Here is a 14,417-nt window from a genome sequence, read left to right as displayed (position 1 = left end):
TTGGCTAGCATGATTTTTTATCCGGAGCCGCAGGTCATGTCGACACTGAGCGTACTGTTGTTGTGTTCGAACGCTTTTCGAGTTCGACGGTTTTCAAGAATTCTCGCGGCCTCCGGTTTTGCTCAGGTACAGGTGATTGGCGACGACGCCGATTGGGCCCGATTTCCGCCGGCCCTGGCCGAGCTGGACCTGGTGATCTGCGATTCGCTGCACGCTGTGAGCGCCATCCCTTACCTGCGCCGCCTCTGCGAACACTACGGGTTTTTCTCGATGATGGAGTGCGAGGCGCTGCAAGCCCCGATTCGCTGGGGGCTGGCGAATTTTCGCGAGCGCTCCGGCAAATACCGGGTGGGCAGCTACAACGAACTGGATACGGCGCAGATCAGTGGCCTGCTGCTGAAGGCGTTGACGGTCAAGCGCACGGTCAAGCGCCGTGCTCCAGGCTATGCCCAGGCGGCGCGGGGGCGCGCATCCGCCGGCAATGACTGGATCGCCGAGCTGGATGTGGCACAGGCCCTGGAGCAGCGGCAGATCGTTCCCTACTTCCAGCCCCAGGTCTGCATGAAGACTCGGCGCATCACCGGGGCCGAGGTGCTGGCCCGTTGGCAGCATCCGCGCAAGGGCGTGCTGGGGCCGCAGTTTTTCCTTGATCTGTTCAACAGCCCCGAGCACCAGCGCCTGCTGTTCGATTGCCTGTTGCAACAGGGGCTGATGCTGCAGCGGCAGCTGCAGGCCCCCGGTAGCCATGGGGCCCTGGTGTTTTCCTACAACGTCGAGGCCAGCCAGTTGACCGAGCCGCAATTCGCCACCCGGCTGGTGCAGAGGATCGACGAGGCAGGGGTGCCCAAGCACCAGGTCACCCTGGAAATCACCGAGCGCCAGGCCCTGGTTCTGGACATGCAGGGCATCGAGAACATCAGCGTGCTGGTGAACAGCGGCGTGCGCCTGTCCCTTGACGACTTCGGCACCGGGCATTCGTCGATCATGCGTCTGGCGGATATTCCCTTCGGCCAGATCAAGCTGGATTCGGAGTTTGTCGCCAACGCCCTGGGGCTCAAGGAAACCCGGATCATCGAGGCTATCGTGGGAATGGCCCGTTCGCTGAACCTGGAGCTGGTGGCCGAAGGCATCGAAACCGAGCCGCAACGTGCCCACCTGCAGCGCCTGGGAGTCGATGCGGCCCAGGGCTTTCTGTTTTACAAGCCGATGAATGCGGCAGCCCTGGTCCAGGTCCTGGCGTCGAGCCATTTGCCCCAGCGGCAGATCAGCCAGGGCTAGTGCGGCAACGGCCGTTGCGCGATCACTGCGCCTTGAGCATCACATAGGCTTCGCCGCCACGGCGGTCGTGCATGACGATGAAGGTCTGCCCGTTCAGGGTGATCTTGCTCGGCACAGTCTGCGCTACCGGGGTGCTGGAAAACTTGCCGGCCACGCTGAGAAATTGCTGGGTCAGCGAGCTGTCGTTCTGGGACGGGGTAGTGATCGCGCATTCCTTGTTGGCTTGTACCTGCACCCCCAGGCTCTGGTCCTGGTTCATGCCCATCTTGGCAAAACCGGCATCGGTCAGGTCGCTGATGCCGTGGGCCCGGGCGGCGGTTTCGGCGCCGGCGAAGGACGGTGCGGACTTCAGGCAGATATCGCGAAAGGCCAGGATCCCGGCGGAGGTGATGGTGGGCTCCGGGTTGATCTCCCGGGTCACGCTGGTGCAGGCGCCGAGAAGCGCCAGGGCAGTGAGAAGGGCGGTGCGGGGCAGAGTACTCATGGACAATCCTTGGCAACAGGTCGGCAGGAACGCGGGTGGGGTCATGCCGAATGAGGCATCGGCGTTCCAGCAGGGTAGGCAGGGGCGCTGTGCAGATCAATCTTTTGTGTGACATCCCGCGCACCGCTGCCCGCCATGGAGGGTGGCTGGCGCAGTAATTGCGTGACCCATGGATCAGTTCAGCCATGGGGCCTGTGGCCATGCAATTACGAGCGTTGCGATACTTCCACGAGGTGGCCCGGTGCGCCTCTTTGCGTCAGGCGGCGGAGCGCCTGTACGTGACCCCCACCGCGGTCAGCCGGCAGATCGAGCAGTTGGAGCACTTCTTCGGCACCGCACTGATCGAGCGCGGGCCCCGGGGCATACGCCTGACCGTGGAGGGCGAGTGCCTGGCCGAGCAGGTCACCTCGACCTTGCGCGGCTTCGACCAGGTGCGGGATGTGATTGCCAGCCGGCAGAGCCAGGTCGCGGGTAACGTCAGCATCCATGTGTCGGAAAGTATCGTTTCCAGCGTGCTGGCGCCGGTGCTCGCGGCGTTCACCCGGGCCCACCCGAAAGTCACTTTCAATATTGTCATCGCCAGTGCCGGCGCCACCCTGGATGCCCTGTGCAGCGCAGAGGCCGACCTGGGCCTGGCCTTCTACCTGCAGGAGCGTGCCGAGGTGGAGGTGACAGCCCATTGCCAGTTGTGGCACCGGGTGCTGGTCAGCGCCGAGCATCCGTTTGCCCAGTGCCCGAGCATTCGCCTGCAAGACCTGGAAGGCCAGCCCCTGGCGATACCCGACTCGGCCTACGGCGTGCGCCAGGCCCTGGAGGGCGCAGCGAAGAAACGTGGAGTGAACATTCTTCCGGTGTTCACCACCAGTTCACTGGAAGTGCAGAAAAGCCTGGCCCGCCAGCGTGCGGCGGTGCTGATCCTGCCCCAGGTGGATGCCGAGGCCCGGGAACTGGGGGACGGCCTGGTGGCGGTGCCCATCGACGACGAACACCTGGAGCGGATCCGCGTCGACCTGTGCGTGGTGCGCAACCGGCCCTTGTCCGTGGCCACCTTGCGCTGCCAGGAAATGCTCGCCCGCGCCATGCAGCGCCACGGATTGCTGTAGGAGCTGGCTTGCCAGCGAAAGCGGCCTTGGGGTTTGCGCCGGGCTTGAGGGCCTCTTCGCCGGCAAGCCGGCTCCTACGGAGGTGCAGGCGGTCTCGGTTGTTGTAGGAGCTGGCTTGCCAGCGAAAGCGGCCTTGGGGTTTGCACCGGGCTTGCGGACCTCTTCGCCGGCAAGCCGGCTCCTACGGAGGTGCGGGCGGTATCGGGTGTTGTAGGAGCTGGCTTGCCAGCGAAAGCGGCCTTGGGATTTGCGCCGGGCTTGCGGGCCTCTTCGCCGGCAAGCCGGCTCCTACGGAGGTGCAGGCGGTCTCGGGTGCTGTAGGAGCTGGCTTGCCAGCGAATGCGGCCTTGGGGTTTGCGCCGGGCTTGAGGGCCTCTTCGCCGGCAAGCCGGCTCCTACGGAGGTGCAGGTGATATCGGTTGTTGTAGGAGCTGGCTTGCCAGCGAAAGCGGCCTTGGGATTTGCGCCGGGCTTGCGGACCTCTTCGCCGGCAAGCCGGCTCCTACGGAGGTGCGGGCGGTATCGGGTGCTGTAGGCGCTGGCTTGCCAGCGAAAAGGGCGCCGGGATTCAGAACAGGTTGAAGGGGAAGTTGCCCACCAGGCGGAACTCGTCATAGCTGCCGTCGATCTGTCCGCCGCTGGCGCGGTGGTTGTAGACGATGGTGCGCAGCACTGCATCCTTGAGCCGTCCGGACTGCACCACATACGCCAGCATCAACCCGTTTTCGTTGTGCTTGGCGCCCTCCAGGCCGCCCACGTTGTAGCCGCGGTTGCGGCCGTTGCGGTCACCGTCGTAGTGCGTGCCATCGATCCCCCAGCCCTTGGCGTGCCACAGGCTGGCGCTCAGCCCCGGTACGCCGTAGGCGGCGAAATCCAGGTCGTAGCGCAATTGCCAGGATTTTTCATTGGGGCCGTTGTAGTCCGAGTACAGGGAGTTGGCCATGTAGTTGCCGGTGGATTCCCACACGTAGTCGAAGTACTCGTCGCCGAACACTTGCTGCCAGGCCAGGGTCAGGCTGTGGGCCTGGTGGCTGCCGGTGACGGCCAGGCTCAGGGCGTCGTTGTCGATGTAGCCCAGGCGCTGCTGGCCCTGGTCTTGGGTGCGGTAGTAGTTGAACGCGGTCTTCAGTGCCAGCTGGCTTTTGTCCCCGGCGCGGTGGATCAGGCCCAGGTAGTACTGGTCCCACATGTTCTCGAAGCGCGAGGCATACAGGCTGCCCTCCAGGCCCAGGCCGGGTTTCACGGTCGCCCCCAGGTAGCTGATGCGCTCGCCACTGTAGGCGCGGTTGCCAAAGGTGGTGGTCAGGCGTTCGCTGCCGGTGCCGGTGCGGGGGATGGCCCGGTCGAAGCTGCCGGCCTGCACCGACAGCCAGTCGGTTTCGTTGCTGTACAGGCCCACGCCCTGGAAGCTGGAGGGCAGGGCGCGGTTGTCCTTGTAGCGCAGCACCGGGTTGTCGGTCATCAGGCGCCCGGCCTTGAGCTCGGTGTTGGACAGGCGCAGACGCACATCGCCAATGCCCAGGCGGCTCCAGGTGGGCAGGGCGTCGCCGTCGCTGTCCACCAGTACCCGGTCGCCGCCATTGGCCACCCGGCCATGGCCGCGCTCCAGGTTGACCGCGCTGAACAGGCCGGCGTCCACGCCGAAGCCGATCAGGCCCTGGGTGTAGCCCGAGCTGTACTTGAGCATGCCGGTCTGCACCCAGGTCTGCCGCACCCGGGTGCGCTGGTTGCCGCCGGGTTTCTTGACCGTCAGGTAGGTGTCGCGCTGGGTGTGCTGGTTGGAGTAGTAGTGGCGCAGGTTGAGGTCCAGGCTGCTGCCTTCGATGAACCCCGGGGCCTGGGCCTGCTGGCTTGGGCGCGGATTGTCCTGGGCCAGCAGGGGGCTACTGGCGCTCATGGCCAGGAGGCAAAGTACGAGCTGTTTCATGTCGCTTCCCCACAAATCAAAGGCGTCGGTCCACCGCCCGGCCGCGGTCATGCGCGGCCGGCAGGGTAGAGAAAAACGCGGTGCCGGAAAAGGGTGTTGGGCGGTGAGGCGAATGCTCAGCGGGCGCGGGCTTCTGCGAGCCGTTGGCCGGGGGTGCTGCGTCCGGGAGTCTGCGGGCGGGTTTCCTTGGCGAACCAGGCCGCAGTCAGGCACACCAGGTTGGCCACCAGCAGGTAGCCCACCGGCGAAATCGGATTGCCGGTGGTGCCGATCAGCCAGGTGATGATGATCTGCGCGGTGCCGCCGAAAGCCGCCACGCCGACGGCGTAGACGATGGAGAAACCGGTGGAGCGCACCGCCTTGGGAAAGCTTTCCACCAACAGCACGATCAGCGCCGCGCCGCTCATGCCGTGCAAGCCGGAAAGCACCGCCAGGGTCAGCAGAAAGGTCTCCGGGCTGGGGTGTTTGGTCATCAGCTGCAGGGCTGGGAACAGTACCAGCAACAACACTACCCGCGGCGCCATGAGGATGGTGCGGCGGCCGAAACGGTCGCAGAGCATACCACCGGCAATCGCGCACACCGCCATCGCCGCGCCGGCCACCAGGGTCGAGAGCATGGAGATGCTGGTGGGCAGCTTGAGCTCGGTGAGGGCGAAGGTGGTCATGTAGTTGATGAAGTACTGGGTGATGGTGCTGCCGGAGAGAATCAGCAGCCCCAGCACCAGGGCCCGTCGATGTTCGCCGAACACCTGGCGCACCAGGCTGCCGGTGCTGGTCTGCTCGCCCTGGCCGTGGAAGGTTTCCGCCAGGTTGCGGCGGATGTAGATGCCGATCGGCAGCACCAGCAGGCCGAACACGAAAGGCACGCGCCAGCCCCAACTGTTGAGGTCCTCGGGTGACAGCACCTGGGTCAGGGTGTAACCCACAGTGCCGGCGGCCATGGCGGCGACGCCCTGGGCCACCACCTGCCAGCAGGCGTAGGTGCCGCGCTTGTGGGGCGGCGCGGCTTCGAGGATGTAGGTGGTGGCGGGGCCGGCCTCGCCGCCCCAGGCCAGGCCCTGGATCAGCCGCGTGAGCACCAGCAGGATCGGCGCGGCGATGCCGATGCTTTCATAGCTGGGCAGGATGGCGATGCTGCCGGTGCCCACGGCCATCATCACCAGGGTCAGGAGCATTGCCGGCTTGCGCCCGACACGGTCGGCGTAGGCGCCGATCAGCACCGCGCCCAGGGGCCGGACGATAAAGCCGACGCCGAAGGCGGTGACCGACAGCATCAGGCTGACGAAGGCGCTGTCGGAGGGGAAGAAGGTGTGGCCGATCATCACCGCGAAGGTGGCGTAGACCCCGAAATCGAAGAACTCCACGGCGTTGCCGAGAATCACCGCGAACACGCTGCGCTTGCCCCCTGCAGCGTTGGGCGTTGCGGGCTCGGGTGTGGCTGACGGATTGGACGCTTGGCTGTGCATACTGGCCCCTCGAATTTTTATTCATAGGTTGCCCAGGCCCCGGGCGGCGAGGCCCGGGGCTGGGGTGAAGGTGGCAGTTTCGGTGTGTCAGTGGGACGGCGGGCTTGGCCAGCTGTGGATCGCTCCACGCCAGCTCTCATAGGTCCTGGCCACTTGCAGCAGCCATTGATCGGCAAAGCGCGGGGCGATCATCTGCAGGCCGATGGGCATGCCATCGGCAGCGAACCCGCAGTTGATCGATAGCGCCGGCTGTTCGCCCATGTTCCAGGGCAGGGTGAAGACGATGTGCTCGAACGGTTGCTGCGGGTCGTTGCTCGGCGACGGCCACTCGGCGGGAAAATGGTTGATCTGGTTGGTGGGCGAGAGCACCAGGTCGAACTCGCTGAACACCTGGGCGGCGCGGCGGCGCATTTCGAAGGTCTGGTTGAAACCCAGCACCGCCTCGACCCCGGACAGATCGGCGCCAGGGGCGGCCCAGTCGCGGATATAGGGCAGCACCCTGGCGAACTGCTCGGCGCCGAGGGCTGAGAGCTCCGCCCATTGCCGGGCCCGCCAGAAGCGGTCGAGGCCGTCCAGTTGCGCGCGGTCCATGATCGGCGCCAGGGTCCGCACCTGGGCGCCATGGCTTTCGAACAGCCGCGCGGCGCGTTCCACCGCCTCGCAGACAAAGCCTTCCGGTTGCAGCCCGGCGCCGGGTTGCAGCATCAGGCCGATCTTCAAACCGTTGACCGACACCGGCTCATCGCTCCAGTCGCTGGTCAAGGGCGGCAGGCTGGTGGCGTCCCGGGCATCGGGCTTGGCCAGGTAGCGCATCAGCAGCACCGTATCCTCGACGCTGCGGGTCATGGGCCCGGCGCAACGCCCGGTGTAGTACGGGTCGATGGGAATCCGCCCGAGGGTCGGCTTGAACCCCACCAGAGCGCACCAGGCGGCGGGCAGGCGTACCGAGCCGCCGATATCGGTGCCGATGTGCAGCGGCCCGTAGCCGGCCGCGGCCGCCGCCCCGGCGCCGGAGCTGGAGCCGCCGGTATTGCAGGCGGTGTTCCAGGGATTGCGAGTGATGCCGTGGAAGCTCGACAGACCCGAAGACAACATGCCGAAATCCGGCACCGTGGTCTTGGCCAGGATGATCGCCCCGGCTTCGCGCATCCGCGCGGCGGGCGGGGCATCCTGCAAGGCCGGTTTCAGCGTGGTGGTCGCGCTGCCCAGGGGAATGGGCGTGCCCTGGGTGGCGATCAGCTCCTTGACCGTCACCGGAATCCCGTCCAGCGGGCCGTTGGGGGTGCCCTTGTTCCAGCGCTCGGTAGAAGCCCGGGCCTGCTGGCGCACCTGCTCGGGATCGAAAGCGTAGAGCGCGCGGATATGGGGTTCCCAGCGTTGGATATGGGTCAGCAGATGTTCGTAATAGTCCAGGGGAGACAGCTGGCGGCTGGCAAATTGCGCCAGCAGCTGGGCGGCTTGTAGATCGTGCAGATCAGTCATCGAACGCATCCTTGTGTCGGGCGTCAGTCGGGTTGCTGATGGCCCGACTGTATCGTTTCCACCCTAGCCCAACCATCACAAAGGACGCAGTGTGGTGTTGCGTTTTTGTGAGCACTGCCTCCCAATGCCCACGCCCCCGAACAGCCATTTTTCTTGAACTCTGGAGACCAGCATGATCATCAGGACCTGGCACGGATGTGTTCCCAACCTGCACGCGCAGGGCTTCAGCCAACACCTTGAAGTGACCGGCATTCAGCACGCCGAGGGTGTTCCGGGCAACCTCGGCGCCTTTGTACGGCAGGAACGCCAGGGCGACTGGACGCATTTCTTCCTGGCGACGTACTGGCAGGATATCGACGCGATCAAGGCCTTTGCGGGCGAGGATTACCACGTGGCGGTGACCTATCCGGATGACGAACAGTTCGAGCTGCTGTCGGATCCTTACGTGTTTCAGCATGAGGTGCAGCGGATCGTTGCTCTTTAAGGCTCGGTAGCTGGAGGTTACAGCGGCGGGTGGCGGTGGCAGGCGCGGGCGTAACCAGGGAACGCGCAGGGCCGCCACCGCGGCTAGTGATACAAAAGCGCCTGAACGAGGAGGGGAGGGACTGTGCAACCGTTACCAAAGTCGAGAGTTGGAGCTTCAACCACTGTGCTCATGAAAAAACTATTCTTTATTTTATCTGTCCTGCTAGTCGCTTATCTGTATATCGGGTTCTACGAGAAAATCGAGGATGCCTATCCGGAAAAAGTGTTTTTCATCAAGAGGTATCCATCTTTTCAAATGGAGTTTGAAAATATCTTTGCCTATGAGTCAGACGATAAAACACTCTCTGAGTTAAGCGATCTGGAGAGGCAGAAAGTAATTGCCTACTGTAAATATCGGTTGGGTTTAGCGACAACGTTGACCACTCAAAGTGAGTTGGATAGCTGTAAGGCCAGATAAGGTATGCCCTGATCTCGGCTTAGTGCTTTTCAAACTTGTCATTCGGCTCAGGTCCTCGCCCGCAAACGGTGCCTCAACAGATCCAGCACACGAAAGGCTTTTCGTAGGAGCTGGCTTGCCAGCGAAGGGGGCGGAAAGGTTTGCCCAAGACTCGCGGGCCTCTTCGCCGGCAAGCCGGCTCCTACAGGTTCAGCGTGGCTGCGCTTGCAGCTGGCGGCCCAGCACATCCAGTACATCGCAGCCATCGCGCAGCGGTATGGCGCAGATCAGTGCCAGATCTTGCAGCACCACGGCATCGCCGGGGGTGTCGGGGCGGGCTGCAAAGTTTTCCAGCAGTTGAGTGACGGCGCGGATGCGATAGGCCGCCGCTTCGTAGAGCACGTCGGCAGGGGCCTGGGTATCGATCAGCAGGGAAGGGATGGTGCAGTCGTGGCCGGTGATCGGCATGTATCTGTTCATAAGTAACGCCTCGGTCGGTTGAGAGCGCCACTGGATCGTCGCCAAACGAAGGGTGGCAGCTGTACGCAGGTTGGCGAACCGGGACCGGGGAGCCGGCAGACCCGAAGGTCTCCCGCGTACAGCCGCCATAAAGCAGCGTACGGATGCGAAAAGCCCTGCAAACAAGCGCAGGGCTCTCGCACACGGTCACAGGGTCGCCAAACCCGATCGTCATCAGCACGACCCGGAACTTTAGGCATGCCCCCCAAAACGGAACAAGGCACTGGCAGGGCAGGACTTTCTGAGTTTGCTGTAGAACTCAGGAGCGCGAGTGTGGCTCAAGCGCCCGCGGGTTCAGTGACCCGTCTCAGTCGAAGCCGACGCTTGCGCTGTGGCGGGTTTCGCGATCGTGCAGCTGATCGATATTGGTTTCGTAGGTGCATTGCCCGCTGCAACTGTGCTCGTAGCTGATGGCCGGCTTGAACTGCAGCTTGAGTGTCGGCCTGTCGCTCTGGGGCGTCGGGGCGTGGGTGGGCGTGGCCGGCAGCGGGGGCTGCGGGTAGCTCAGGTCGAGGCCCTCAGCCTGGGCCGAGAGGGCTGCCGCGAGCAATACACCCGGGAAAAACGCTTTGCAACTGAACATCTTTGAATCCGCATGGCCATAAAAGGGTTGCCGATTATAACGAGCCAGGCGCGGAAAATTTAGCCGCAATGGCTCTGGCCCGGGTTTGTCGAGCGGTTAATGAGCCTCGGGTCTTCGTACCATGAAACATTTGTCATGGGGCGCCGAGGCCGGCCGCTCCTACACTGCAAGTCACCCCCATGGCCAAGGACACCTCCCATGCCGGCAAAACCTGCGACCCGCATTCTCGATACCCTTGAGGGTCTGCGCCTGCAAGGCAGCGAGGCCGAGCACTGGCGCCAGTGGGGTCCCTACCTCAGCGAGCGGCAGTGGGGCACGGTGCGCGAGGACTACAGCGCCGACGGCGACGCCTGGAAGTATTTTCCTCACGATCACGCCCGCAGCCGCGCCTACCGCTGGGGTGAGGACGGCCTGGCGGGGTTTTCCGACAAGGCCCAGCACTGGTGCCTGGGGCTGGCGCTGTGGAATGAACACGACAGCATTCTCAAGGAGCGTCTGTTCGGCCTGAACAACGCCGAGGGCAATCACGGTGAGGACGTCAAGGAGCTGTATTTCTACCTCGACGGGGTGCCCAGCCATGCCTACATGCGCATGCTCTACAAATACCCCCAGGCCGCCTTTCCCTACGCCGACCTGGTGGCGGAAAATGCCCGCCGCGGCCTGCACGACACCGAGTACGAGATCCTCGACACCGGGGTCTTCGAGGACGACCGCTACTTCGACGTGACGGTGGAATACGCCAAGCACACCGCCGATGACATTTTCATGCACATCACCGTGCACAACCGTTTCCATTTGCCGGCGCGGCTGCGGGTACTGCCCCAGGTCTGGGCGCGCAACACCTGGAGCTGGGGCGGCAGCGAAGCGCGGCCGAGCCTGCGCCTGGAGGGCGACCGGGTGCTGGCGCGGCATGGGCCATTGCCCGATCGGCAGATCACTGCCTGGGGCGCCGAGCCCTGCCAGTGGCTGTTCTGCAACAACGACAGCAACTTTCCCAGGCTTGATGGGCTTTCTGCGCCGGGGCCGTTCAAGGACGGAATCAATGACTACCTGGTCGAGGGCCAGGCCAACGCCGTGGCCTTCGATGGCGGTACCAAGGTGGCGGCGCACTTTGTCCTGGAGCTGGCAGGCGGCGAGAGCAAGAGCCTGTTCCTGCGTTTTGCCCCGGCGGGCAGCGAGCAGGTCAGTGCGCGCAACCTGTTCGAGCAGCGCCGCCGCGAAGCCGATGAGTTCTACGCGGCCTTGCAGCAGGGCATTGCCGACGCGGATGCGCGCAATGTCCAGCGTCAGGCCCTGGCCGGGCTGCTGTGGTCCAAGCAGTTGTACTATTTCGACGTCAACCAGTGGCTCGACGGCGATCCCGGGCAGCCGGCGCCACCGAGCGAGCATGGGCAACTGCGCAATACCCATTGGCGGCACCTGTCCAACTGCGACATCGTCTCCATGCCCGATACCTGGGAATACCCCTGGTACGCCTCCTGGGACCTGGGTTTCCAGGCCGTGGCCTTTGCCCTGATCGACCCGGCCTTCGCCAAGCAGCAGCTGCTGTTGCTGGTGAAGGACCGCTTCATGCACCCCAATGGCCAGCTGCCGGCCTACGAGTGGCGTTTCGACGATGCCAACCCGCCGGTGCACGCCTGGGCCTGCTGGCGGGTCTACCAGCAGGAAAAGGCCCTGATGGGTGAGGGCGACCTGGACTTTCTCGAACGGATCTTCCACAAGCTGTTGCTGAACTTTTCCTGGTGGGTCAACCGCAAGGACGCCGAGGGCCGCAACCTGTTCCAGGGCGGTTTCCTCGGCCTGGACAATATCGCCCTGTTCGACCGCTCCGCCGCCTTGCCTGAAGGTTTCGCCCTGGATCAGGCCGACGGCACGGCCTGGGTCGCGGCCTACGCCCTGGACCTGATGCGCATCGCCCTGGAGCTGGCCAAACGCAACGGGGTGTACGTGGACATTGCGGTGAAGTTCTTCGAGCACTTCCTCTATATCGCCGGGGCCATCAACCGGGTGGACGAAAGCGCCGAGGGGCTGTGGGACGAGCAGGACCAGTTTTTCTACGATGTGCTGCACCGTCCCGACGGGCAGAACGAGCCGCTGCGTTTGCGCTCCATCGTCGGCCTGATGCCGCTGTTCGCGGTGCAGGTGCTGGAGCAGCACGAGCATGAGGGGCTGCCGGGCCTGGCCCAGCGCCTGCTGGGTTTCATGCACCACCGGCCGGACCTGGCGAGCCTGGTGTCGCGCTGGTACGAGCCGGGCAAGGGCAACCGCATGCTTCTGGCGCTGTTGCGTGGCGAGCGCACCAAGGACCTGCTCAAGCGCATGCTCGATGAGAGCGAGTTTCTCTCGGCATTTGGCATCCGCTCCCTGTCCAAGGCTTTCGAGCAGCCCTTTGCCCTGCAGGTGGACGGCAAGCAGTTGTGCGCCCGTTACGAACCGGCGGAATCCGATTCACGGCTGTACGGCGGCAATTCCAACTGGCGCGGGCCGCTGTGGATGCCGATCAATTACATGCTGATTGAATCCCTGCGCGAGTTTCATCGTTACTACGACGTCAACTTTTCGGTGGAATACCCGCGGGGTTCCGGGTACCTGGCGTCGTTGGCGGAAGTCGCCGATGGCTTGAGCCAGCGCCTGACGCGCTTGTTCCTGCTGGACGAGGAAGGGCGCAGGCCGTCCATGAGCGGCTACCCGCAGTTGCAGGTGGCGGCCGAGGACCGGGAACTGGTGCTGTTCCATGAATACTTCCATGGCGAAACCGGACGCGGCCTGGGGGCCAGCCACCAGACCGGCTGGACGGCGCTGGTGGCCTTGCTGCTGCAAGCTTAGTTGCGGTAGCCGGGGAGGTTGCGCCGCAGTGTTCAATTGGCTTGCTGCACCTTGAGTTTTTCCGCGACATCCGACACCACCCAATCCAGCGTGGCGATCGGCACCGTGATCACCTTCCCATCGGCGTACAGCGCGCAGAAGGTTGTCGAGCACTGCATGACCCGGTAAGTGCGTTTATGCCCATCGGGGTCGTTGACGGCCACCTGGGGCGAGTCCTTGAAGCCGTTTTTCAGATCCTCGGCCGCCAAGTCTTTGCCGATCAGCACAAAGGGGGTGATGGTGACCATCAAGATGAAAGAGATGAAAAACATCGTCACAAACAGGCCGTAGCTGGGGATGAAGATGTACAGCGCGCATTTGCCTATCTCCCTGAACAATGACGGCGCGGGAGTGCTGGCCTGTGGCTGCTTGGCGGACCCTTTGTTGTCCGTGAGTTTTTTGTTGAACAGGGCGATCAGATAGTTGAAGCCGCCGAACACCAGAATGCTCAGCACACAGACGATTGCAGCCCACAGCCAGTGCTGCCCGATGAACTCCAACCCGCCTTTCAAGCCGTTGGTCATGGCGTGGTACCAGGCCAGAACTGCGTTGACGAAGGTGGTGGAGGTGTCCATGGGAAACATCGAGGTTTCCAGCTGAAAGTAGCCGAGGTAACCATCGTGGTAGGCCTTGCCGTTCAAATAGAAGAACGGCGTGGTGATGGCCAGAATCACCGAGCCGATCATGCCCCAGGCAATCGGGCTTTTAGCGGTCTTTTCCTGGGCGTGTTCTGTGTTCTTGAGCTTGGCGTTCATGGTCTTTCCTTAGATTTTTCCAATGGTGTCTTCAAGGCTGCGATCCGCGCGGGGCGAAATCATCGCAGCTGCTTTCTTTGTTGTGATCGAGCAAGCGGGGGAAGCCGGGCTGCGTCGCCTATCAGCGATACCAATGAGGCACATGCCCGGAAAAACCATCAAAGTCCTCCCAGACCTTTTGCGTGCGTTGCAGGCTGGCGTGGACTTCCTGCTCGCCGAAGGCCATGGCCCAGAGCACGCTGAAGAAGGTATCGAACGCGGCGTAGAACGCCATGCGGGTGAGAAAAACAGAGTCGGGCTGGCCAGCGCAGTAGCCGTCGACCTGGCCGCGGGCGAAGTCGTGGCTGAGGTTGCAGGAAAACAGCGCCAGCCGGTTGAAGTCCCGTGCCGGATCCCCGAAACGGTAGCGGTTGAAGTCGATGATCGACAACTGCTCATCGGCGCCGACGATCATGTTGCTCAGGTGATAGTCGCCATGGAGAAACACCAGGGGTGTGTCGGCCAGCAGATGAAAGTGCTGTTCGAGAAACTGCAGGAAGTCTTGTTCATGGGCCACTTGATGGCCGCAACCCCGGTACTGTTCGAGTTTCTTGCGGTAGATGGCGCGCATCTGCTGTTCGGCGTTTGCAGTGCCTGGGGGCGCATTAACGCTGTGGATCTGCTGGAGAGTGCGGCCGGCTTGCAGGCCCAGTTCATAGCAGGCTGCGGCGGGCTGTTCGGTGACCCATTGCGCACCGTCCTGGCCTTCGATCCACGACAGCAGCGAGTAGACCTGGCGCCCTGAATCGAACAGGCCGAAGGCCAGGGGCTGGGACATGGCGATGCCGGTCGCCGCCAGGTGCCGGGTCCACTGGAACTCGTCGCGTTTGCTGGCGTACTGGGCAGCATCACTGGTGCGCAGGAGCAGGTGCTGGCCCTGTTCATCGACGATGTGAAAGATCCGGTCGCTGGACCAGCCAAGGGTCTGTGCTTGGATACTGCGCCACGTGGCGTGGCCTGGAATGTCCTGCATGATCGCCTCCTTGCAAACCAC

Annotated in this window: 13 protein-coding genes; 5 read left to right on the top strand and 8 right to left on the bottom strand. The window is 63.6% G+C overall.

The window, feature by feature from the left end; translation table 11 throughout:
• The first annotated feature begins 36 nt into the window (after positions 1–36).
• Positions 37–1,278 (top strand): EAL domain-containing protein, encoded by a 1,242-nt coding sequence (locus ACZ5BO_RS21990; protein ID WP_025130368.1) that lies wholly within the window; start codon positions 37–39, stop codon positions 1,276–1,278.
• A gap of 22 nt (positions 1,279–1,300) precedes the next feature.
• Here ACZ5BO_RS21990 and ACZ5BO_RS21985 read toward each other — a convergent pair whose 3' ends face one another.
• Positions 1,301–1,762, bottom strand: coding sequence for a hypothetical protein (locus tag ACZ5BO_RS21985; RefSeq protein ID WP_464696461.1), 462 nt, complete (start codon positions 1,760–1,762; stop codon positions 1,301–1,303).
• 200 nt (positions 1,763–1,962) lie between these two features.
• Here ACZ5BO_RS21985 and ACZ5BO_RS21980 point away from each other — a divergent pair, with 200 nt between their 5' ends.
• Entirely contained in the window at positions 1,963–2,865 is a 903-nt protein-coding gene (locus ACZ5BO_RS21980) for a LysR family transcriptional regulator (protein WP_025130370.1), read from the top strand.
• Between the two features lie 568 nt (positions 2,866–3,433).
• Here the strand turns inward: ACZ5BO_RS21980 and ACZ5BO_RS21975 are convergent.
• The 3 genes from ACZ5BO_RS21975 to ACZ5BO_RS21965 form a co-directional block, all read right to left on the bottom strand.
• Positions 3,434–4,792, bottom strand: a complete 1,359-nt coding sequence (locus tag ACZ5BO_RS21975) for an OprD family outer membrane porin (RefSeq protein WP_464696460.1) — start codon at positions 4,790–4,792, stop codon at positions 3,434–3,436.
• 116 nt (positions 4,793–4,908) lie between these two features.
• Positions 4,909–6,258 carry a citrate-proton symporter gene (locus ACZ5BO_RS21970; protein ID WP_464696459.1) on the bottom strand — a complete coding sequence of 450 codons (1,350 nt, stop codon included), beginning with the start codon at positions 6,256–6,258 and terminating at the stop codon, positions 4,909–4,911.
• A gap of 87 nt (positions 6,259–6,345) precedes the next feature.
• On the bottom strand, positions 6,346–7,740 hold the full coding sequence (locus ACZ5BO_RS21965; RefSeq protein WP_464696458.1) for an amidase: 1,395 nt from the start codon (positions 7,738–7,740) through the stop codon (positions 6,346–6,348).
• A gap of 172 nt (positions 7,741–7,912) precedes the next feature.
• On the opposite strand from ACZ5BO_RS21965, the gene ACZ5BO_RS21960 reads away from it, so the two are divergent.
• The gene (locus tag ACZ5BO_RS21960) at positions 7,913–8,224 is read left to right on the top strand and encodes an antibiotic biosynthesis monooxygenase family protein (RefSeq protein WP_025130374.1); all 312 of its coding nucleotides are present in this window, start codon (positions 7,913–7,915) and stop codon (positions 8,222–8,224) included.
• A gap of 171 nt (positions 8,225–8,395) precedes the next feature.
• A complete protein-coding gene (locus tag ACZ5BO_RS21955) occupies positions 8,396–8,683 on the top strand; it encodes a hypothetical protein (protein ID WP_025130375.1) in 288 nt (95 codons plus the stop codon).
• 189 nt (positions 8,684–8,872) lie between these two features.
• On the opposite strand, the gene ACZ5BO_RS21950 is transcribed toward ACZ5BO_RS21955, so the two are convergent.
• Together ACZ5BO_RS21950 and ACZ5BO_RS21945 are read right to left on the bottom strand one after the other, a co-directional pair.
• Positions 8,873–9,142, bottom strand: coding sequence for a hypothetical protein (locus tag ACZ5BO_RS21950; protein WP_464696457.1), 270 nt, complete (start codon positions 9,140–9,142; stop codon positions 8,873–8,875).
• A 346-nt stretch (positions 9,143–9,488) separates the two neighbouring features.
• A complete protein-coding gene (locus tag ACZ5BO_RS21945) occupies positions 9,489–9,764 on the bottom strand; it encodes a hypothetical protein (RefSeq protein ID WP_464696456.1) in 276 nt (91 codons plus the stop codon).
• A 198-nt stretch (positions 9,765–9,962) separates the two neighbouring features.
• Between ACZ5BO_RS21945 and ACZ5BO_RS21940 the strand changes: the two genes are divergently transcribed.
• Positions 9,963–12,590, top strand: coding sequence for an MGH1-like glycoside hydrolase domain-containing protein (locus ACZ5BO_RS21940; protein ID WP_464696455.1), 2,628 nt, complete (start codon positions 9,963–9,965; stop codon positions 12,588–12,590).
• A gap of 32 nt (positions 12,591–12,622) precedes the next feature.
• Here ACZ5BO_RS21940 and ACZ5BO_RS21935 read toward each other — a convergent pair whose 3' ends face one another.
• A complete protein-coding gene (locus tag ACZ5BO_RS21935; protein ID WP_464696454.1) occupies positions 12,623–13,384 on the bottom strand; it encodes a hypothetical protein in 762 nt (253 codons plus the stop codon).
• A gap of 121 nt (positions 13,385–13,505) precedes the next feature.
• Positions 13,506–14,396, bottom strand: a complete 891-nt coding sequence (locus ACZ5BO_RS21930; RefSeq protein ID WP_464696453.1) for a phosphotransferase family protein — start codon at positions 14,394–14,396, stop codon at positions 13,506–13,508.
• Between the last annotated feature and the right edge of the window lie 21 nt (positions 14,397–14,417).

Source organism: Pseudomonas sp. FFPRI_1 (assembly GCF_055384485.1).
Note: the sequence above shows the minus strand (reverse complement) of the source record. Positions and strands in the feature narration are given on the sequence as shown.